Annotated in this window: 19 protein-coding genes; 16 read left to right on the top strand and 3 right to left on the bottom strand. The window is 44.8% G+C overall.

Going from position 1 to position 22,044, the window contains the following annotated elements; genetic code table 11:
• Positions 1 to 77: 77 nt before the first annotated feature.
• The 3 genes from NV379_RS06840 to fadR are packed head-to-tail and all read right to left on the bottom strand — an operon-like array spanning position 78 to position 2,463.
• Positions 78 to 1,058 (bottom strand): electron transfer flavoprotein subunit alpha/FixB family protein, encoded by a 981-nt coding sequence (locus NV379_RS06840; protein WP_258206541.1) that lies wholly within the window; start codon positions 1,056 to 1,058, stop codon positions 78 to 80.
• 21 nt (positions 1,059 to 1,079) lie between these two features.
• Positions 1,080 to 1,841: an electron transfer flavoprotein subunit beta/FixA family protein gene (locus NV379_RS06835; protein WP_258206540.1), complete on the bottom strand. Its 762-nt coding sequence runs from the start codon at positions 1,839 to 1,841 to the stop codon at positions 1,080 to 1,082.
• Positions 1,842 to 1,875: 34 nt separating this feature from the next.
• Complete coding sequence (gene fadR / locus NV379_RS06830; protein ID WP_258206539.1) at positions 1,876 to 2,463, bottom strand: fatty acid metabolism transcriptional regulator FadR; 588 nt, start codon at positions 2,461 to 2,463, stop codon at positions 1,876 to 1,878.
• 138 nt (positions 2,464 to 2,601) lie between these two features.
• Between fadR and NV379_RS06825 the strand changes: the two genes are divergently transcribed.
• From NV379_RS06825 to lysA, 16 genes are all read left to right on the top strand, one after another.
• A complete protein-coding gene (locus tag NV379_RS06825; protein WP_258206538.1) occupies positions 2,602 to 4,743 on the top strand; it encodes a (Fe-S)-binding protein in 2,142 nt (713 codons plus the stop codon).
• Positions 4,744 to 4,794: 51 nt separating this feature from the next.
• A complete protein-coding gene (locus NV379_RS06820) occupies positions 4,795 to 7,191 on the top strand; it encodes a 3-hydroxyacyl-CoA dehydrogenase/enoyl-CoA hydratase family protein (protein WP_258206537.1) in 2,397 nt (798 codons plus the stop codon).
• Positions 7,192 to 7,233: 42 nt separating this feature from the next.
• Entirely contained in the window at positions 7,234 to 8,418 is a 1,185-nt protein-coding gene (locus tag NV379_RS06815) for an acetyl-CoA C-acyltransferase (protein WP_258206536.1), read from the top strand.
• 68 nt (positions 8,419 to 8,486) lie between these two features.
• Positions 8,487 to 10,265: an acyl-CoA dehydrogenase FadE gene (locus NV379_RS06810; protein WP_258206535.1), complete on the top strand. Its 1,779-nt coding sequence runs from the start codon at positions 8,487 to 8,489 to the stop codon at positions 10,263 to 10,265.
• Between the two features lie 39 nt (positions 10,266 to 10,304).
• On the top strand, positions 10,305 to 11,978 hold the full coding sequence (locus tag NV379_RS06805) for an AMP-binding protein (RefSeq protein ID WP_258206534.1): 1,674 nt from the start codon (positions 10,305 to 10,307) through the stop codon (positions 11,976 to 11,978).
• 102 nt (positions 11,979 to 12,080) lie between these two features.
• Positions 12,081 to 12,497, top strand: a complete 417-nt coding sequence (locus tag NV379_RS06800) for a PaaI family thioesterase (protein WP_258206533.1) — start codon at positions 12,081 to 12,083, stop codon at positions 12,495 to 12,497.
• 435 nt (positions 12,498 to 12,932) lie between these two features.
• The gene (locus NV379_RS06795; protein ID WP_258206532.1) at positions 12,933 to 13,316 is read left to right on the top strand and encodes a cupredoxin domain-containing protein; all 384 of its coding nucleotides are present in this window, start codon (positions 12,933 to 12,935) and stop codon (positions 13,314 to 13,316) included.
• Between the two features lie 94 nt (positions 13,317 to 13,410).
• Entirely contained in the window at positions 13,411 to 14,745 is a 1,335-nt protein-coding gene (locus tag NV379_RS06790; protein ID WP_258206531.1) for a pyrimidine-nucleoside phosphorylase, read from the top strand.
• Between the two features lie 200 nt (positions 14,746 to 14,945).
• Positions 14,946 to 16,127 (top strand): D-alanyl-D-alanine carboxypeptidase family protein, encoded by a 1,182-nt coding sequence (locus NV379_RS06785; protein WP_258206530.1) that lies wholly within the window; start codon positions 14,946 to 14,948, stop codon positions 16,125 to 16,127.
• Positions 16,128 to 16,259: 132 nt separating this feature from the next.
• Entirely contained in the window at positions 16,260 to 16,613 is a 354-nt protein-coding gene (gene spoIIAA / locus NV379_RS06780; RefSeq protein ID WP_258206529.1) for an anti-sigma F factor antagonist, read from the top strand.
• The gene (spoIIAB, locus tag NV379_RS06775) at positions 16,610 to 17,059 is read left to right on the top strand and encodes an anti-sigma F factor (RefSeq protein ID WP_258206528.1); all 450 of its coding nucleotides are present in this window, start codon (positions 16,610 to 16,612) and stop codon (positions 17,057 to 17,059) included. Before spoIIAA ends, spoIIAB begins: the two co-directional genes overlap by 4 nt.
• Positions 17,060 to 17,070: 11 nt before the next feature.
• Entirely contained in the window at positions 17,071 to 17,826 is a 756-nt protein-coding gene (gene sigF, locus NV379_RS06770; protein ID WP_258206527.1) for an RNA polymerase sporulation sigma factor SigF, read from the top strand.
• An 81-nt stretch (positions 17,827 to 17,907) separates the two neighbouring features.
• Positions 17,908 to 18,540: a stage V sporulation protein AA gene (locus NV379_RS06765; RefSeq protein ID WP_258206526.1), complete on the top strand. Its 633-nt coding sequence runs from the start codon at positions 17,908 to 17,910 to the stop codon at positions 18,538 to 18,540.
• Positions 18,537 to 18,956, top strand: coding sequence for a stage V sporulation protein AB (locus NV379_RS06760; RefSeq protein ID WP_308860256.1), 420 nt, complete (start codon positions 18,537 to 18,539; stop codon positions 18,954 to 18,956). Before NV379_RS06765 ends, NV379_RS06760 begins: the two co-directional genes overlap by 4 nt.
• A gap of 35 nt (positions 18,957 to 18,991) precedes the next feature.
• Positions 18,992 to 20,539 (top strand): spore germination protein, encoded by a 1,548-nt coding sequence (locus NV379_RS06755; RefSeq protein ID WP_258206525.1) that lies wholly within the window; start codon positions 18,992 to 18,994, stop codon positions 20,537 to 20,539.
• 116 nt (positions 20,540 to 20,655) lie between these two features.
• Positions 20,656 to 21,987 carry a diaminopimelate decarboxylase gene (lysA, locus tag NV379_RS06750; RefSeq protein WP_258206524.1) on the top strand — a complete coding sequence of 444 codons (1,332 nt, stop codon included), beginning with the start codon at positions 20,656 to 20,658 and terminating at the stop codon, positions 21,985 to 21,987.
• The last annotated feature ends 57 nt before the right edge of the window (positions 21,988 to 22,044 follow it).

Raw genomic sequence — 22,044 nt, 5'->3', positions numbered from 1 at the left:
GTTGAGAGGGCAGGAAAATAATAAAGGTCGATTTCGGGCTAGTATGAAGCCCTGAATCGACCTTTTTGTATGGTCTGTTACGCACCTTGCAATACTTGTTTAAACTCTGCTGTTAACAATGGCACAACCTCGAACAAATCTCCTACAATGCCATAGTCTGCGACTTTGAAGATAGGCGCTTCAGGGTCTTTGTTGATCGCAATAATAACGCGGGAACCACTCATGCCTGCGAGATGCTGGATTGCTCCGCTAATGCCACAAGCGATGTAGATTTCGGGGGTCACAACTTTACCTGTTTGACCGATCTGCATGCCATAATCGCAATAACCTGCGTCGCAAGCGCCTCGGGATGCGCCAACAGCACCACCTAGCACACTAGCTAACTCTTCGAGTGGCTTAAAGCCGTCTGTACTTTTGACACCGCGACCACCGGAGATCACGATCTTAGCTTCTGACAAATCGATTGCACCCGATGTTTTCTTGACCACATCACGAATGATCGTCTGAAGTGTTGGTAATGCGTAAGGTAATGGAACGATATCAGCTTGGCGGCTTGTGTCTGGCACTCCAGCTGGAATATTATTCGGGCGAATGGTAAGCACACTTGGACTGCTGACGAATGACACGCGTTCATAAGCCTTTCCTGCATATAAAGGACGCGTGAACACGAGTTCACTACCTGATTGTTCAATTGCAATGACATCGGAAAGCTGCCCTGCGGAAGAAGATGCTGCGACCATTGGAGCGACATCGCGTCCGATTGCCGTATGTCCGAAGATGGTTAGCTCCGGCTGCACTTGGTTAATGGCTTGCTCTACAGCAGCAGCGTAAGCATCAGGTCGATATTGTTCTAAATCTGTATGATCGATAATGATAACTTGGTTCGCACCATGAGCAGAAAGTTCACCAGCTAATTCGCTAACCCCAGAACCAACTAGTAAAGCAACAATCGTATCACCTGTTTCGCTACATAAAGAAGCTGCACTTAGAGCTTCAAGGGAAACTTGACGCAACTTGCCTGAGCGAGCTTCTGCAACGACGAGAATTTGTTTAGCCATCTGATGAGCACCTCCGATATATTAAATCACTTTGGATTCTGTACGTAATAAGTGAACAAGTTCAGTTACTTGATCTTTCATTTCACCTTTGAGGATTGTACCGGCTTTACGCGCAGGAGGAAGGCTTAAATCTAATCTTGTTGTTGCAGAAGGAATGGTTGTCAGTCCTAGATCATCTAAGGTTAATTGACGGAAAGGCTTTTTCTTCGCTTTCATGATGCCAGGTAGGGAAGGATAACGAGGTTCATTGAGACCTTGCTGTGCTGTGAATAGGGCAGGAAGCGGGAGATCGAGCACCTCCAGATCACCTTCAGCATCTCGATGGACATGGGCAGTCTGACCTTGGAGCTCAAGCTTCGTAATTGAGGCTGTGTGTGGGATGTTCAATAATTGGGCTAAGCGAATTGCCACTTGTCCTGCACCCTGGTCAACAGAGAAGTTGCCACCTAGGATGAGATCGAATGATTCCTTGGCAGCAAATGCAGCCAGTACTTGTGAGATGACATAGCCGTCAGAGGAAATACGATCATCACTAATTAAGACAGCCTCATCAGCTCCCATCGCAAGTGCGGTGCGAAGTGCTTCTGCCGAACGATCTGGTCCAACAGAGACAACGGTTACTTTGCCACCATGCTCATCACGAATTTGGATGGCTTGTTCCACTGCATATTCGTCATAAGGATTAATAATAAATTTAATACCGTCCTCCGAAATTACTCCATTATGAATCACAATTTTCTCTTCGGTGTCAAATGTCTGTTTCAGCAATACGATGATGTTCATCGTTATCTCTCCCTTCAAATTGTACATGAACGAATCATTGATCAATGCCTTGCAGAAAGAAGTTGACTGTGCCATCGACTTGAGCGGCTAGCGAATACTTTTGACCTGAGATTAACCAAGATGTTACAACCTCATCGATCGCACCTAGAATCAGAAGGCGCACAAGCTTAACATTCAGATCAGGTCGGAAGACATTCTGCTCGATTCCCTTATGCAGAACATTTTCCACTAATTCAATGTATGGCTTAAATGCAATTCCTATTTCTTTGCGAAGTTCAAGCGAGCTTTGTCTCAGCTCAATTTGCGTGACAAATGCGAGATCAACGTTGTTTTCCAAGTGCGTGTAATGAATTTCGCAAATGGTTCTCAGCGCCTGTTTGACATCGGTAATGTCTTGAATTGCATCATGTGCAAGCTGAAGGAGCCTGCCCAATTGTTCGCGAAATAAACAGATCAGAATGTCTTCTTTACGTTTGAAATATAAATAGATTGTTCCGTCTGCAACTCCTGCTTCTCGTGCAATCTTGGCAACTTGAGACCGATGAAAACCATGCTCGGCAAATACTTTAAGTGCTGCGTCGAGGATGAGGTCATATTTTTCTTTCTTTTTGCTACTTGTCATGGAATCACCCCGATGTTAAAATACAATTATTGGTGAATGAATACTCATTCATTTTCTTGTCTCCATCATAAAGTAGACTACTCAGTGATGTCAACGAAATTTTCTGTATTTTCAGACACTAGAAAGAGGGGATGCAAGATGGTGTGGCCCATTGTTCAATTCGCCCTGTTTCTTGCGGTGACGGGCTATGGTGTGTATTTGTTTGTAAGGGTTGTGTATCATCGCTACTTGTATATCAAGCTTGGTAAACCAAGTGGGTTATCGAAGGACATTCCGGAGCGGCTTCGGACTTTTCTAGTTCAAGTGTTCGGTCAGACGAAGCTCATGAAAGATCGCAAGAGTGGAATTATGCACATTATCGTGTTTTATGGGTTTATCATTTTACAACTCGGAGCGTTAGATCTCATTATTAAAGGATTAGGCGGACATGGGTTGCCCGTTCCCGGTTATGAAATTTTCGGCTTGGTGCAGGAAATAACGGTTGCTCTTATCTTAATTGCAATGGGTTATGCGGCATACAGGCGTTATGGTGAAAAGCTTGCGCGGCTCAAGCGTGGCTGGAAACCAAGTATTGTTATCTTCTTTATATTTGGCCTCATGATATCTGTCTTACTAAGTATGGGTTTTGAACGTGTTCAGCAGGGATTACCTACGTCGTCACTTGCTCCCATCTCATCTCTTCTGGCAATCGCCTTCTCAGGTTTAACTCCAACTGGTGCAAACATAGGCTTCTACGTCGCATGGTGGGCACATCTATTGATTCTACTCTCCTTCCTAGTCTACGTGCCGCAATCTAAGCACTTTCATCTCATTACAGCTCCACTTAACATCCTATTACGTCGTACAGAGCCTGTAGGTCGGCTATCTAAGCTTGATCTAGAGGATGAAACAGCCGAATCATTCGGCGTCGGTCAGATTGAAGATTTTACACAGAAACAATTGCTTGATCTATATGCATGTGTGGAATGCGGCAGATGTACGAGTGTATGTCCAGCTGCTAGCACGGGTAAGATTTTGTCTCCGATGCATCTTATAGTGAAGCTAAGGGATCATCTCACGGAAAAAGGGGCAGCCATCACATCCAAGTCGCCATGGGCGCCTGCGTATGTATTTGGCGGTGGCACGAGTGCACACCAGATGGACTACTCATCCGATCAACTTCATGCATGGAACGAAGTTGCAGTTACGAACATTGAACCGACTCTACATGCCCAGAAACAATCTTGGGCACTTGGCAGTAAAGAGCCTCGCGAGATGGAATTAATCGGCGATGTGATGACGGAAGATGAGATTTGGTCATGCACGACTTGTCGCAACTGTGAAGATCAATGTCCAGTTAGCAATGAGCATGTCGACAAAATCGTTGATTTGCGTAGACATTTGGTGTTGATGCAGGGCAGTATGCCGCATGATGGGCAGCGTGCTCTTACCAATATTGAGCGTCAAAGTAATCCATGGGGGATAAGTCGCAATGATCGTGCCAAGTGGGTACAGGAAATTGATCCAAGTGGCGAGCTGCACATTCCAACGGTAAAAGAGAATCCGAACTTTGAATATGTGTATTTCGTTGGTTCTATGGGTTCTTATGACAATAGAAGTCAGAAAATTACAAAATCTTTTGTTCGACTTATGATTGAAGCAGGTGTGAATTTTGCCATCCTTGGCAATGAGGAGAAGAACTCTGGCGATACACCACGCCGAATGGGTAACGAAATGCTGTTCCAACAATTATGTATGGAGAACATTAGTTCTTTTCAAAAATATAACATCAAGAAGATCGTGACGACTTGTCCGCATACGTTCAATACGTTCAAGAATGAATATCCAGAATTCGGTCTTGAAGCGGAAGTGCTGCATCATACTCAACTTCTTGAATCACTGCTGGGCCAAGGAAAATTACGTCCACAACATGCTCTGCAAGAGCGAATTACGTACCACGATTCTTGCTATTTAGGGCGATACAACAATATGTATGAAACTCCACGCAATGTACTACGAGCGATTCCAGGGGTAGAACTTCTTGAGATGGAGCGCTCACGTTCCAATGGGATGTGTTGTGGTGCAGGTGGAGGGATGATGTGGATGGAGGAAACTTCGGGCAAGCGGATTAATCTAGCTCGTACAGAGCAAGCGCTTGAAGTCAATCCAACAGTAATTAGCTCTGCATGTCCGTACTGTTTAACGATGTTAGAGGACGGAACAAAGCTGAAAGAAGTAGAAGATACGGTTAAGGCTAAAGACATAGCAGAACTGCTCGAAGCATCCGTATTTGGTTCTTAATTAAGCTTAATCTTGAAGGATATGTGTATTCAATTGAAGGAGGTAACACGAATGACTACAACGATTCGCAGTGCAGCTGTAATTGGATCTGGGGTAATGGGAGCAACAATTGCTGCACATTTAGTTGGTAGTGGGATTCCGACGCTGCTCTTGGACATTGTACCGACAACCCTTTTACCAGAAGAAGAGAAGACAGGCTTATCCCTCAATCATCCGAAAGTACGTAACCGCTTAGCTACACAAGCGATTGCTAAATTGAAGAAAATGAATCCTGCGCCGTTAGTTAGTCCCGAGTTTGCAGATCGTATCACACCGGGAAATATTGAAGATCATCTGTCAGGATTGTCTAACGTGGATTGGATTATCGAAGTTGTAGTAGAGCGTCTTGACGTGAAGAAGAGTCTCTTGGAGCGAATCGAGACCGTGTGGAAGCCAGGTACGATTGTGAGCTCCAATACTTCAGGCATCTCGATTAATGAGATGGTAGCAGACCGTAGTGAAGCATTCAAAAGTCATTTCTTAGGTACTCATTTCTTTAATCCACCACGTTATATGAAATTGCTTGAAATTATTCCGGGTGAGTTCACGGACCCTCAAATCGTATCGTATATGACACGATTCTGCGAAAAGCAGCTTGGTAAGGGTGTCGTTATTGCCAAGGATACTCCGAACTTTATTGCAAATCGCATCGGAACATACGGCATGATGGTAACACTGCGCGAGATGCTCGATAAAGGCTATACAGTCGAAGAGGTGGATGCGGTAACAGGGCCAGCACTTGGCAGACCGAAGAGTGCGACTTTCCGGACATTTGATTTGGTCGGGATCGATACTTTCATTCATGTGGCGCAGAACGTGTGCGATAACGTAGACGATGATGTAGAGCGTGGAATATTTGAAATTCCTCCTGTCGTTCGGGATATGGTGGCACGTGGATGGACGGGAGAGAAGAATGGGCAAGGTTTTTATAAGAAAATCAAAAGCGCTGCTGGCAAAGAGATTCATGCGCTGAACCTGCAAACGATGGAGTACAGCTTAAGCAAGAAGGTAAGTTCGGCATCACTTGAAGCATCCAAACAAGCGAAGGGTGCAGCTGGTAAGATCAAAGCACTTATTAGCACACCAGATCGATACTCTGAACTTGCTTGGAATTTGCTTAAACCAGTACTGCTCTATGCAGCTGAAAAAGTCGGTGAAATCTCAGATTCGATCGTCGAGATCGACAATGCGATGAAATGGGGCTTTAACTGGGATTTAGGTCCATTCGAAATTTGGGATGCAATTGGTCTTGCTCGCTCGGTGAAGCGAATGGAACAAGAAGGTGCAATTGTACCAGATTGGGTCAAAGCTTGGATTGAAGTCGGCCATTCTGGTTTCTATAAGCAGGAAGAAGGCAGAGCGTTCTATGTATCTCGCGGTGAGTACAAAGGAATTGAGTCTCAGCCTGAGATTATCTCGCTGGATCAACTCAGACAGCATAATAAAGTAGTTCTCTCCAATAGTGGAGCGAACTTAATTGATATCGGCGATGATGTGGTATGTCTGCAATTCCAATCACCTAACAATGCAATTGGCGGCGACATCTTAACGATGATTCAGAAGAGCGTTGATGAAGTGCGGAGTAATTATCGCGGACTCGTCATTGCCAATGAAGGAAAGAACTTCTGTGTAGGTGCGAATCTGATGTTGCTACTCATGGAAATTCAAGATGAAGAATGGGATGAAGTCGATAACATTATCGCGATGTTCCAGAGCTCCATGATGAAACTAAAGGGTCTAGATAAGCCAGTCGTTGCAGCTCCACATCGGATGGCACTTGGTGGAGGCGTGGAAGCTTGCTTACCAGCGGATCAGATTGTATTCTCCGCAGAGACGTATTTCGGATTAGTGGAGGCAGGGGTTGGACTCATTCCAGGAGGCGGAGGTTGCAAGGAACTAGCTAGAATGGCAAGTGAGCAATTGACGAATCCAGAGGCTGACCTACAACCACTCATTAATCAAGCATTTGAGACGATTGGTATGGCGAAAGTATCGACAAGTGGCTTCGATGCGAAGCGTCTTGGCTTTATGCGTGCAGCAGATACCGTCATTATGAATCAAGATTATCGGATTTATGAAGCTAAACAAGCGGTGCTGCGGATGGATAAAGCGGGCTATGTGCATCCGAAGACGGAAAAAATTCGCGTTGTTGGTGATTCAGGGAAAGCGGTTATGCAGTTAGGGGCTTACTCGATGCGTCAGGGCGGATATATCAGCGATCATGATCAGAAGATCGCGAATAAATTGGCGCATGTACTAGCAGGAGGCAATGTGCCAGCAGGTTCTTACGTTACGGAACAATATTTACTTGATTTAGAGCGCGAAGCATTCCTAAGTTTGTGCGGAGAACTCAAGACCCAGCAGCGGATACAACACACGTTGACGACGGGTAAACCACTTCGTAACTAAGATGATACGTAAATCATTTTTTATAAGGAAGGTGGATGAACGATGCGGGAAGCCGTCATTGTATCGATAGCACGAACAGCAGTTGGTAAGAGTAAGAAGGGCAGCTTAGCTCAGACACGTGCAGAAGATTTGGGTAAAACAGTGCTAGAGGAAGTTATGGCACGTACACCTGGTTTAAATAAAGAAGATGTTGAGGATATCATTATCGGCTGTGCGATGCCAGAAGGGGAGCAAGGACTTAACTTTGCAAGAATCATGGCTTTGTATGCCGGATTCCCTAGTACAGTTCCAGCACTCACGATCAATCGATTCTGTTCCTCTGGTCTGCAATCCATTGCATTCGCAGCAGAGCGTATTATGGTCGGTGCGGCAGATGTCGTCATTGCTGGCGGGGTAGAAAGTATGAGTCATGTGCCGATGATCGGATTCAAGCTGTCACCGCATCCAAAGATCGTAGAAGACATGCCGGAAGTGTATATCGGTATGGGTCATACGGCTGAGAATGTGGCGAATCGCTTCGGCATTAGTCGTGAAGAGCAAGATCGCTTCGCAGCTTCCAGTCATCGTAAAGCAGCAGCAGCTATCGCAGAAGGTAAATTTAAAGAAGAGATCGTACCTGTTCATACGCAAACCAAGGGTGTGGATGCAAACGGCAAGCTGTGGGAGAAGAAAGTCGTGTATGACACGGATGAAGGGGTACGTAGCGATACGACACAAGATGTGTTAGCAGGACTAAAGCCTGCCTTCACACTAGGTGGTTCGGTCACTGCAGGGAATGCATCGCAGATGAGTGATGGTGCAGCAGCTGCTGTCATCATGAGTCGTGAGAAAGCAGAGTCCCTAGGGCTCAAGCCACTTGCTGTATTCCGTTCGTTCGCAGTAGCTGGAGTTGATCCAGATATTATGGGTGTCGGTCCGATTGAAGCGATTCCAAGAGCATTAGAGCGGGCAGGTGTGGCGCTGGATCAAGTGGATATTTTTGAAATTAATGAGGCGTTTGCTTCTCAATGTTTGCAAATCGTTAAGCAGCTTGGAATCGATGAAGAGAAAGTGAATGTGAATGGCGGAGCAATCGCGCTAGGGCATCCACTTGGCTGTACAGGGACGAAGCTTACAGCAACGCTGGTTCATGAGTTAAGACGTCGTGGCGGTGGCATTGGGGTTGTCTCGATGTGTATCGGTGGCGGTATGGGAGCAGCTGGAGTGTTTGAAGTGTATAGCGCATAAGGAATTTCGATGTTTACAGGCGTATTCAGGCTTTAGCAATCATATTCGTATATTAGGGAGGAAATACAATGTCAGTTGAAACCAAAATTGTAGGCGGAAGCTTTGTCATTACAGATGTAGGTCCAGAGGCTGTACTTACACCTGAGGATTTTACAGAAGAGCATCGTATGATTGCACAGACGACAGTTGATTTTGTGGACAATGAGGTAATGCCTAATGATGAGCAGCTTGAACACCTTGATTATGATCTGACTGTAAAATTGCTGCGTCAAGCCGGTGATCTTGGACTGCTGAGCGCAGATGTTCCTGAACAATATGGTGGACTTGGTTTAGATAAAGTGAGTTCGACGATTATTAGCGAATCGCTCTCCAAAGCATCATCCTTTGCGCTGTCACTTGGTGCACATATTGGAATTGGAACCTTGCCTATCGTTTATTTTGGTAACCCGGAACAAAAAGCGAAGTACCTCCCTGATCTAGCTTCCGGTGCTAAGCTTGCTGCCTATTGCTTAACCGAGCCAACCTCTGGATCTGATGCGCTGAGTGCGAAGACAACGGCTATGTTATCGGAAGATGGTACACATTATGTGTTGAATGGTTCGAAGCAGTTTATTACAAACGCAGGATTCGCAGATATTTTTATCGTGTATGCGAAGATCAATGGAACTGACTTTAGCGCCTTTATCGTGGAAAAGGATACAGCAGGACTTGTCATCGGTCCTGAAGAGAATAAGATGGGCATCAAGGGCTCCTCAACACGCCCTTTATATTTCGAAGATATGAAAGTGCCAGCAGAAAATCTGCTGTTCGGTCAAGGTAAAGGTCATCATATCGCCTTTAATATCTTGAACATCGGAAGATTTAAGCTCGCAGTAGGTTGCTTAGGTGCTGCGAAAGAAACGATCGGGCTTGCTGCGAAGTATGCGAATACACGTACACAGTTCGGCCAGACACTTACCAAGTTCCCACTCATCGGGAATAAACTCGCAAGCATGAATGTACAAACGTATGTTACAGAAAGTGTGGTTTACCGTACGGCAGGACTGATGGAAGATAGTCTTAAAGACTTGGATTACTCAGGTCCAGATGCGAGTCAGAAAGCAGTGAAGAGTATTGCAGAGTACGCGTTAGAGTGCTCCATTAACAAAGTGTTCGGTTCGGAAGTGTTGGATTATGTTGTAGACGAAGCGGTACAGATTCATGGTGGATACGGCTTTATTCAAGAGTATAAGGTTGAACGCAATTACAGAGATTCGCGGATTAATCGTATTTTTGAAGGGACGAATGAAATTAATCGTTTGCTCATTCCAGGCACACTCCTAAAGAAAGCAATGAAGGGTGAACTGCCTTTGCTTCAAAAAGCACAAGCACTGCAAGGTGAACTCATGCAGCCGATTCCACAAGTAACAGGAGATGGCGTGCTTGAGCAAGAGGTGCATATGCTTGCAATGGCGAAGAAGATCTTCTTAATGGTTGGTGGCTTCGCTGTTCAAAAGTATGGAATGAGCTTAGATAAACAACAAGAAGTGCTTAGCAACTTGGCAGATATTATGATTCAAATCTTCGCAGTAGAAAGTGCATATTTACGTACGGTTAAGATGATTGGCAAGCAAGGTGAAGCGAAATCGGAAGCTGCGATTCAGATGACGCAAGTGTTTACCCATGAGGCTTTTGCCAAAATCGAGCATTCTGCCAAAGAAACGCTGGCAACGATGGAGTCTGGTGATGTTCTTCGCACGCAGTTATCCATCCTCAAAAAGCTTACGCGCACCAGCCCAATTGATGCGATTGCGATCAAACGTCAAATTGCGGCTCGTGTGATTCAATCTGAGGCATATGTAGTGTAAGATATGGCAGCCCGACTCGATTGAAAGGGATGATCTTGGATGAATGTGGAAAAACCTTGGCTTCGGCACTATCCTGCCGAAGTCTCCCCCACCTACGACTATCCGAAGCGAAATGTCGCACAATTTCTCATCCAGACAGCAGAAAAATCCCCACAGCTAGATGCAATCTATTTTATGGGCAAGAAAATGAAATACAATCAGCTATTAGACAAGTGTTATCGATTTGCAAATGGATTATTAGAGCTTGGAATTAAGAAGGGAGATCGGGTAGCCATCATGCTCCCGAACTGCCCGCAAGCTGTCATTGCTTTCTATGGCTCACTTCTCATCGGTGCGATTGTTGTTCAGACGAATCCGATGTATACGGAGCGTGAACTGGAGCATCAGATGGTCGATGCAGGGGCTAAGGTTATCGTGACACTCGATCTACTGTATCGAAAGGTGATGAAAATTCGTCATACGACCGATATTGAGCGTGTCATTGTTACGTCAATCAAAGATTACCTTCCATTTCCACTTAATTTGTTGTATCCCATTAAGGCGAAGAAAGACGGCTTAGATTTAACGGTTCAATATAGTGATGTTGTGAGTTCCTTCAAGAAGCATATTGCGAGTGCTTCGAATTCGCCTGTACATGTTGAGCTTGATGCAGAGAACGATCTTGCGTTATTGCAATATACGGGAGGCACTACAGGGTTATCTAAAGGGGTCCAATTAACACATTACAATATCGTCTCTAATACGATGCAATTAATGAAATGGGTGTATCGCGTTCGAGAAGGGAAAGAAGTGTTCCTAGGCGCATTACCGATTTTCCATGTATTCGGCATGACGGTCATGATGAATCAGGCGATTTTCTTAGGTGGAATGATGGTTCTGCTTCCAAAGTTCGATCCAGAATCAGTTCTGAAAGCGATTACGAAGCAGAAGGTTACGATCTTCCCTGGTGCTCCGACTATGTATATTGCTCTAATTAATCATCCGAAAGTGAAGGAATATGATCTCTCGTCCGTGCAAATTTGTGTTAGCGGTGCTGCGGGGCTTCCGAATGAAGTTCAAGAGAGGTTTGAACAAATTAGTGGTGGGTGCTTGATCGAAGGGTATGGCCTGACAGAAGCTTCCCCAGTTACACATGCAAACCCAGTATGGGACTATCGCAAAAGTGGTACAATCGGCATTCCGATGCCTGATACGATTGCAAAGGTAGTTGACCCGCAGACAGGTGATGAACTTCCAATTGGTGAGATTGGTGAGCTTATCATTACGGGTCCACAAATCATGAAGGGTTACTGGAACAGGGAAGAAGAAACGCGTAATACGTTACGTGATGGTTGGTTATATACAGGCGATATGGCCAAAATGGATGAAGAAGGTTTCTTCTCCATCGTGGATCGGAAGAAGGATCTCATTATCGCGGGTGGATTCAATATTTACCCAAGAGAAGTGGAAGAAGTGCTGTATGAACATCCGAAGATTAAAGAAGCTGTTGCTGTTGGTGTGCCAGATGAATACCGAGGCGAGACTGTTAAAGCCTTTATTGTACTAAAAGAAGGCGAGACGGTCACACAGGAAGAGTTGAATATTTGGTGCAGAGAGCGATTAGCTGCATTTAAAGTGCCTCGGAAGTTCGAGTTCCGTGAAGCGTTACCGATGACAATGGTAGGTAAAGTGTTGCGACGTAAGCTGCTTGAAGAAGAGGAAAAAGCGGTGTAAGAAGCAAGGTAAACATGCAGTTACACCCCACAATGACTCGTTCTTGTGGGGTGTTGTTTATGAAAGGTTATAGAGAGGTATAATCAGGAAGGAGAGGCGCATATGCATCCATTTGAACAAGAATTAGAAGCGAATATGAAGCACATTTATGAAATCGCCGAACGTACTTTTTGGGGGTTCCTTGGCTGCAAAGTGGAAAGTATTGAATCAGGCATTGTCAAAATAAGCTTAGAAGCGCAGCCCCATCATCTGAACATTATCGGAATCGTGCACGGAGGTGTCTTGTCCTCCCTCCTAGATAACGCAATGGGACTAGCGGTCATTCTAGCTAGACCTGATGAAAAATCAGTCACAGCGAATCTGAATATGCACTTTGTTGCTCCAATGTCAGCAGGCAAGCTGCTCGTAACCGCTGAGATCGTACATCAATCCCGCAGATCGATTACAACTTCCGGTACCGTGACCGATGAGCAGGGTAAACTAGGCGCGATGGGGACAGGCTCGTTCAGGATTATATAGTAAAGGATTGAAACGAGCTTTGTTGCGCGAATGAGTCTCAAGATTATGTTCGAAGGGTTGCTATACAGTGCGAATGAACCTCAAAATAATATTCGATAAGTCACTGCATCGAACGAGCTCCAAGAATGTGATCAAAAAGTTAACGGAGAAGAAAAGAGTCACTGTAGGAGCGAAGCGTTCGCCTTTGAAATCGTGAAACAACCATAAAATAAATTCAGAATTCACGATTGAGACAGCGACCGGAAGTGACTCTTTTATTCGTAGTGCCCCAACTTTTTGAATTCGCTCTGATTTCTTTTGCTTACCCCACAATGTGAATATTACAAATACAATGAATATTGTCACAAACTTTTCGTTTTTTCGGCAAGGAAACATATGGGGTTTCGTGCAATCTTATGTACAATAGAGGATGACAACATTTCGGGGGGATTAGCAATGTACAAATGGTTGATGTCTATTTTACTTGTCGTGGCAATCGTCATGGGCGGAAGCGTTTTATATTCGACTATTTCGGAGCGCGTAACTGCGGCAGAGGCAGAGAAGAAAGATGCTGGTAGCACACTGAAAATCGTTGCTTCGAACTTCCAATTCGACCAAGCAGAGTATAAAGTGAAAAAAGGCGACAAGCTGAAAATTGTATTTAGCAATAAAGAAGGCGTACATGCAATGGAAATCAAAGACTTGAACGTAAAGCTCGACAAAGCAACTGCATCTCAAGAAGTTACTTTTGACAAAGTTGGCGAGTTTGAGATCCACTGTGCATTGTTGTGTGGAACAGGTCACGACAAAATGATTTCAAAATTAGTGGTTACGGAATAATTGGTTTATACTGAAGGGGAGCGATATGCTCCCTTTTTCATTTTTTATAAGGATGAAATGGAACTAGTACATACTCGTAAAGGAAGTGTAGAATATGAGAGCCGTTGATGTGATTCAAAAAAAGCGTGATGGCGCTGAACTTTTAACGGAAGAAATTAATTATATGGTGGATGCGTATTCGCGCGGCCAGCTGCCTGACTATCAAATGTCAGCATTCGCAATGGCAATCTACTTTAAAGGTATGACAGCACGTGAGACAGCCGATTTGACGATGGCGATGGTGAACTCTGGTGAACAGGTGGATCTAAGCTCGATCAAAGGGGTTAAAGTTGATAAACATTCCACAGGTGGTGTTGGCGATACGACGACGCTCGTTCTTGCACCGCTTGTAGCGGCTGCTGGCGTACCTGTGGCGAAGATGTCAGGTCGTGGCCTAGGTCATACTGGCGGAACGATTGATAAGCTTGAAGCGGTTCCAGGATTCTCTGTGGAGCTAACGAAAGAGCAATTCTTAAGCCAAGTGAATGATGTAGGAATCGCAGTTATTTCCCAGACGGGTAACATTACGCCAGCAGATAAGAAGTTGTATGCACTACGTGATGTAACGGCGACTGTGGATTCAATTCCACTGATTGCATCATCCATTATGAGTAAGAAAATTGCTTCGGGAGCAGATGCAATCGTGCTTGACGTAAAAACAGGCGATGGCGCGTTCATGAAGGACTTAGAGGATTCTATCGAGCTTGCACAAGCAATGGTAGAGATCGGTGAACATGTGGGACGCGAGACAGTCGCTGTTATCACAGGAATGGAAGAGCCGCTAGGTCTTGCAGTCGGTAACTCGCTTGAGATCATTGAAGCGATTGATACACTAAATGGTAAAGGGCCTGAGGATCTAGCTGAGTTATGCATGGTGCTCGGCTCACATATGCTGCGACTAGGTGGAGCAGCAGATACAGTTGATGCGGCACGTGCGAAGCTCGCAGAGCTAATGGCAAGCGGTGACGCACTCGTGAAGTTCAAGGACTTCTTAGGAGCGCAGGGCGGTGACGCTACAGTTGTTGATGAACCGTCGAATTTACCACAAGCATCGCGGGTTGTGCTTGTAGAAGCACCTAGTGCTGGCTACGTAGGATCAATTGCTGCCGAGGCTATAGGTGTGGCTGCAATGATGCTAGGCGCAGGGCGTGCTACCAAAGAATCCAGCATTGACCTTGGTGTTGGCGTGCTCCTGCGTAAGAAAGTAGCTGACCGTGTAGAGGTTGGCGATGTGCTTGCCGAGCTTCACGTAGGCGAGGGAAGCGATGAAGCCGCAGTCGCAGAAGTGCATAAGCGTGTATTAGAAGCTTATGGGCTATCGGAAGCACCGCAACAGAAGCCGCAGTTGATCTATGCTATTGTGACAAAAAGCGGCGTAGAACGTTTATAATTGAAAGATAGATTAAAGCTTGAACAAGTGAAATTGGGCGAACCAATTGAGCTTGTTCAAGCTTTTTTTCATGGAATCGATACCTGCAATCTCATACAAAATTTAGTATAATTCCCCATCGAATGGTGAACACTATAAATCAGTATTAAAAAATAAAAGAGGTCTACATACCGGTCAACATTTGTGAAGGAGTTGTGAGCATGATAAAAAAATGGTTATGTTGCCTAGCTAGTCTTCAGCTTTTCTTGATGCTTGTATTAACAAGTGGTGCATTTGCTGCCGAAGAGAAGCATAATCAGACGCTAGATTTAGCGCCGAATGCGCGATCTGCTGTACTTATGGATGCCGATACAGGCACAATTATGTTTGAAAAAAATAAAGATGAACAACTTGCACCAGCGTCCGTTACTAAAATTATGACAATGTTGCTTGTGATGGAATCAATCGATTCTGGCAAAATCTCGATGAACGATAAAGTTCGCACAAGTGAATATGCGGCTTCGATGGGTGGTTCTCAAATCTTCTTGCAGCCTGGTGAAGAAATGATTGTTCATGACATGCTCAAAGGCATTGCGATGGCTTCAGGTAATGATGCCTCTGTTGCAATGGCTGAGAAACTCGCGGGTTCTGAAGAACATTTCGTGCAATTGATGAATGAGCGTGCTCAGCAGTTGGGGATGAAGAATACACATTTCATGAATTGTAATGGCTTGCCAGCAGACAAGCACTTTACGTCTGCACAAGATATTGCGATCATGTCGCGCGAGCTGCTTAAACATCCGGAGATTACACAGTTTACGAGCGCTTATCAAGATTACTTGCGTAAAGATTCGAAGAAACCATTCTGGCTTGTCAACACGAATAAGCTTGTTCGCTTCTATTCCGGTGCAGACGGCTTAAAAACAGGTTTTACAGCTGAAGCTAAATTCTGTCTATCCGGTACAGCGAAGCGTGACAACATGCGGATTATTGCTGTAGTGATGGGTGAGCCGAATACGAAAACACGCAATAGCGAAGTAACGAAGATGTTCGACTACGCATTTGCTCAATATATGAACCACCCTATTTTCCAAAAAGGCGATGCACTAGGAGAGTTCTCGGTTTCCAAAGGTCAAGTAAGATCTGTACCACTTGTCGCGGAACGTCCTTACTCGGTTCTCATGAGAAAAGGGGAATCCAAAGACGGTATTCATCATGAGTTGCAGATCGATTCAAAAATCAAGGCACCAATAGCTGCAGGTCATACAATCGGAAAAATCGTTGTACGTAATGGTGAAAATATCGTCTCTGAGTACCCGCTTCACTCCCCGGTTGATGTGGCTAAAGCCAATTGGTGGACACTGTTCAAGCGGACAGTCGCTTCCGTCTTTCATGTGGGATAATCGCCCGATTGACGGAGCGAAAAACAGTGAGCTTTGACAGTTTTTAGCGCTTTTCTTCTAGTTTTGTAAGAGGGCAGGAATTGTCTCAACTTTCGTAGAATTCATTGTTCATCCTTGGAAGGAGTGAACACAATGAGTTTGCAAATCGAATTTGAACAAAACCGCAGGGCATTAATCGTTCGGCTCAAAGGTGAGCTTGATCATCATACAGCGAGCGCTGTGAAATCGCGGATGGAAGAAGCGATCACAAAAGGCGATGTCAAGCATCTTGTCCTTAGTTTGAAAGATTTATCTTTCATGGACAGCTCAGGGCTCGGTGTCATTCTAGGTCGTTACAAGCAAATTACGGCTAGCGGCGGGAAAATGGTTGTCTGCGATACGAATGCTGCTGTCTATCGATTGTTCGAGCTTTCCGGTTTATTCAAGATTGTAGCTATTCAAGATAACGAGCGAGCAGCGCTCTCAAGCTTGGAGGTTGCTCTATGAGTGAATCTCGTAACTTCATGACCGTACAATTTGCTTCTAAGTCCGAGAATGAATCGTTCGCAAGGGTAGCAGTGGGTGCATTCGTTGCCCAGCTAGATCCGAATATGAATGAGTTAACAGATTTGAAAACCGTCGTCTCGGAAGCTGTAACCAACTGTATTATTCACGGATACGACAATCGCATTGATGGAGTCATCGCTATCACAACTGAAATTGAGGGTGATATGGTGACCCTAACAATCGAAGATTTCGGTATGGGCATTGGTGACTTGGATGAAGCAAGACAGCCGTTATACACATCGAAACCTGAACTTGAGCGTTCGGGGATGGGCTTTACCATTATGGAAAATTTCATGGACAAAGTGGATGTTGAAAGCAAGATCGGCAGTGGCACCAAGATTACGATGATGAAGCGGATCGCCTCCAATAAAGCTTTGTACAATTAGGAGATTGGTCTATGGAAGTCGATTTGAAGAAAGGTTCTCATCGTTATCTGGATGATGGTGAAGTCAAAAGACTGATTGCGCTCAGCCAATCAGGAGATCAAGTGGCGAGAGAGACGCTGGTAAGCTGTAACATTAGACTCGTCTGGTCTGTCGTACAGCGTTTTCTAAACCGGGGATACGAAGCAGAAGATTTATTCCAAATCGGTTGTATCGGTTTACTAAAATCGGTGGATAAATTCGATCTTTCCTATGACGTGAAATTTTCAACTTATGCCGTACCGATGATCATTGGAGAGATACAGCGGTTCTTGCGTGATGATGGAACACTTAAAGTGAGTCGCTCCCTAAAGGAACTGGCGAATAAAGTTCGTAAAACCAAGGATGAACTACTACGCGAACTTGGCCGGTTGCCTACGATTAAGGAAGTCGGTGATCACTTAGGAATTACGCCTGAAGAAGTGGTATTCGCTCAAGAGGCGAACAAACCACTGTCTTCCATTCATGAAACCGTATTTGAGAATGATGGCGATCCGATCACACTCATGGATCAAATAGCGGATGATACGCAGGAAAAATGGTTCGAGCGTTTAGCGCTAAATGAAGCAATCGAAGGATTGTCTGAGCGTGAGCAGCTCATTGTTTACTTACGGTATTATCGAGATCAGACTCAGTCTGAGGTCGCGGCAAGGCTTGGGATATCCCAAGTACAAGTCTCTCGATTGGAAAAGAAAATATTACAACTCATCAAAAACCAGATCGCGCAATAGCGATTTGGTTTTTTGTGTATGAGGAGGAATTGTTTAGATAACACTAATCGCAAGAATAAAGGCAGGGAGGGAAAATCGAGAATGAGATCGGAATCGATTCCTATTCTGTATATTCGCTTAAGACGTAGAGTTCAAGTTCCGCGAGGTAAGAGTGTTCAACTAGGTGACATCGCTCAGATGATTACAAGACCTGAACATGAACAGCAACTTAAAGAGCTTGTTATTTACAAGCCTTCCCGTAGTGACGGCAATCGAGTGCTGGTTGACATGATGAGGGTCATTCAGAGTATTAAAGAAGAGATTCCAAGAATACAGATTGAGCACTTTGGCGAGCCACATACGCTACTCGAAATTGCAACAGGACCGATAAAAGCACGCTTGCCGCTCATTATCTTAGTATGGTTGCTGCTTTTTATTGGAGCGGGACTTACGATTATGAACTTCCATGCGGATGTGAGTATGTTAACTGTACACCAGCGAATTTATGAGATGCTAACAGGTCAGAAGAATGATCATCCTCTTATTCTTCAAATTCCATACTCGATTGGGATTGGTGTTGGGATGATGATTTTCTTCAATCATATTTTCAAGAAACGATTCAATGAAGAGCCAAGCCCACTGGAACTCGAGATGTACAACTATCAAGAAAATATTAATCAGTATGTCATCACCGAGGAGTATCACAAAATTCATGAGAGCAGGGAATCGGAATGATTGCTTTCGGGGGGATGCTTCTGTCTGGTTTTATTGGCTTGGCAGGGGGGATTGCGGTCGGAAGTGGGATGGTCGCATTTCTCGTGGTACTCGACATTATTCCGCGATTGATGCAGGTGAGCAAGTCGTTTACATCCATTCGGCGGTATGAAGAAGCTGTTGTTATCGGATCACTTTTATTTACGATTCTGGATTTTGAAGGTGTGATCTTTGCTTTTCCACGAATCATGACAGGTATATTTGGCTTGTTCGCAGGCTGTTTTGTCGGCATGTTAGCGGCAGCGCTGACCGAAGTCATTAACGTTCTGCCTATCTTGGCAAAAAGAGTTGGGCTCGATTCGTATATGATCTGGTTTCTGCTCGCGATGATACTTGGCAAAGTGTGCGGTTCATTATTGGAATGGCTCGTGTTCTAACAGAGAGGCACGGAGGTTCTAAGGAGGATTGAAGCATGAATATTTGGATGAGGAGGCTGCTTACGATGGTATTTGCGAGTAAACAAAAGCCAAAAGGCGGGGAAGAGAAGCAAGAGAAAATACCGGACACGCTAGAACAAATTGAGAAAATGTTGGAAAATGAAGCGGGTTTGAACAAAAGCTTCGATGTCTGCTTTCGTGAGATGACATTTGGTGGGCAGAAGACAGCCCTTTTCTATATTAATGGTTTTGCGAAGGACGACGTTCTAACTGAGGTTATTAAACGTTTAACATATGTGCCATTAGATGAACAACCGGAAGATGTCGTCCACCACTATGCGGATAATTTGGTTGCTCATATTCAAGTTCAGCCGTATAAATCAATGACTGAGGTTATTGGTAAGGTAATGGCTGGAGGTACAGCACTGTTCTTCGATCAAGCGACAGAAGCATTAGTCATCGATGCGAAGCAATTCCCTGTTCGCTCGACAGAAGAACCTGATTTGGAACGCGTTGTTCGTGGGTCACGAGATGGATTTGTAGAGACGCTAATTACGAACGTGACACTTGTACGCAGACGTATTCGTGACCCGGGCTTCATGACGGAAATGATGCAAGTGGGGAAGCGAACGAGTACGGACATATGCGTTGGTTACATTAAAGACATTGCAGATCCGAATCTGATTCAGGAAATTAAGAACAAGATCAATAGTGTTGAGTTGGATGGCTTGCCGCTTGCTGAGAAGCAGTTGGAAGAGGCGATCATTGAAAAAAGCGGTTGGAGTACGTATCCATTAGTACGTTATTCAGAGCGACCTGACGTCATCTCATCCCACTTACTAGAAGGCCATGTCATCATATTCGTGGATACTTCACCGAGTGTGATGATCATGCCGACTACATTCTTCCATCATGTGCAACATGCAGAAGAATATCGTGAAACCCCAATTGTCGGAACCTACCTAAGGTGGGTTCGTTTTATCGGGATATGGATGTCGCTTTTCTTATTACCATTATGGTATTTAATCGTCGTGGTTCATCCAGAGATGAAGCCACCGGGTTTAGAGTTTTTAGGTCCGAATAAGATGGGTGAATTGTCTATTCTAACGCAATTTATCATTGCGGAGCTAGGACTTGATCTCATGCGGATGGCATCTGTACATACGCCGTCTCCGCTTGCCATTGCGATGGGCTTAGTTGCTGCAATTCTAGTCGGGGATATTGCGATAAAGGCTGGATTATTCATTAATGAGGTCATCTTGTACCTGGCAGTTGCCTCCATCGGTTTGTTCGCGACACCTAGTTATGAGCTTAGTTTAGCGAATCGGATTCAGAGGCTGATATCGCTCATAACAGCGGCTATATTCGGTGCTCCTGGCTTTGTGATCGGTTGGACGCTGTGGCTAATTGTATTGTGTTTGCAGCGCTCCTATAACTCACCTTATATGTGGCCGTTTATTCCTTTCAATGCAAAAGGCATGTTGGCAATCTTACTCCGCTTGCCAGTGACAAGCGATAAGAAACGTCCCTCACTTACACGATCCATCGACAATACCCGTCAACCGCAGAAAAATCCGAATTAGGATTTGGCGATTGGTTATTGTAACCCACACGCAACTGTGATAATTTTAGTATTAATTTAAACAGTGTATGTGGATGGGAATATGGGCTGTTGTCTGGGGAGAGAGAGGAATCGAATATGTACTTGCATGGGACAAGCAAAATTAATAATCAAGGACATCTAGAAATCGGTGCGGTAGACACAACTGAATTAGCTGCAAAATATGGAACACCTCTGTATATTATGGATGAAGCGCTCATTCGTCAGCGCTGCCAAGAGTTTATTCAAGCATTCCGGGGAACGGGTCTTAAATTCCAAGTGGCTTATGCGAGTAAAGCGTTCTGTACGATGGCAATGTGCAGGCTAGTACATGAAGAGGGATTATCATTGGATGTTGTATCCGATGGAGAGCTTTACACGGCACTGCAAGCAGGATTTCCTGTTGATCGCATTCATTTCCATGGGAATAACAAGACTCCACAAGAAATTGCAATGGCAATTGATGCGAAGATTGGCTGCTTCGTCGTTGATAATTTCGTGGAATTGCACGTGCTTAATGCGATTGCTGCGGAAAAAGGTCAAGTCGTGAATGCTCTTCTGCGGATTACACCGGGTGTTGAAGCCCATACGCATGAATATATCACGACAGGTCAGATTGATTCCAAATTTGGATTTGACTTGGGTAATGGTGCGGCGGCACAAGCTGTTGTTGAAGCATCTGGTTTATCCCATGTCGAGCTGCTTGGCGTTCATTCGCATATTGGGTCGCAAATATTTGAGATTGACGGTTTCCAAGTCGCAGTTGATAAAGTAACAACATTCGCTGCCGAAATGCGTGATCAGTACAATGTGACGTTTAAAGTCATCAATCTTGGCGGGGGCTTCGGTATTCGTTATGTAGAGGGCGACACCCCACTACCAGCTAGCCATTATGTTAGCGCGATTGTTGACTCGGTAAAAACTAACTTTTCAAACTACAGCTATCCGGTTCCTGAGATTTGGATTGAGCCAGGTCGCTCGATCGTCGGAGATTCGGGTACGACACTTTACACAGTGGGTACATTCAAAGACATTCCAGGTGTTCGCAAGTATGTAGCTGTTGATGGCGGGATGACTGATAACCCTCGTACAGCGCTTTATGATGCAGTATATGAAGCGTGTCTCGCGAATCGAGCAGGAGAAGCAAATGTTGAACTCGTATCTATTGCTGGAAAATGTTGCGAGAGCGGCGATATGTTAATTTGGGATATCAATTTGCCAAAAGTCGAAAGTGGTGATATCTTAGCTGTTGCTTCCACGGGTGCTTATAACTACTCGATGGCAAGCAACTATAACCGAATTCGTCGTCCGGCAGTCGTCTTTGTTAAAGACGGTCAAGTGGACGTTGTGGTACAGCGTGAAACATTTAACGACATTGTCGGTAATGACCTCGTTCCACAGCGAATGAAAGGGCTAAGTGCAACCGTATAGGAATAGTTAAAGTCATGCAATAAGATCAGATTGGACCTTTGTAAAAGGTCCTTTTTT

The organism is Paenibacillus radicibacter, assembly GCF_024721995.1.
Lineage (GTDB): Bacteria > Bacillota > Bacilli > Paenibacillales > NBRC-103111 > Paenibacillus_AM > Paenibacillus_AM radicibacter.
This window is presented reverse-complemented; position numbering and strand designations above follow the sequence as displayed.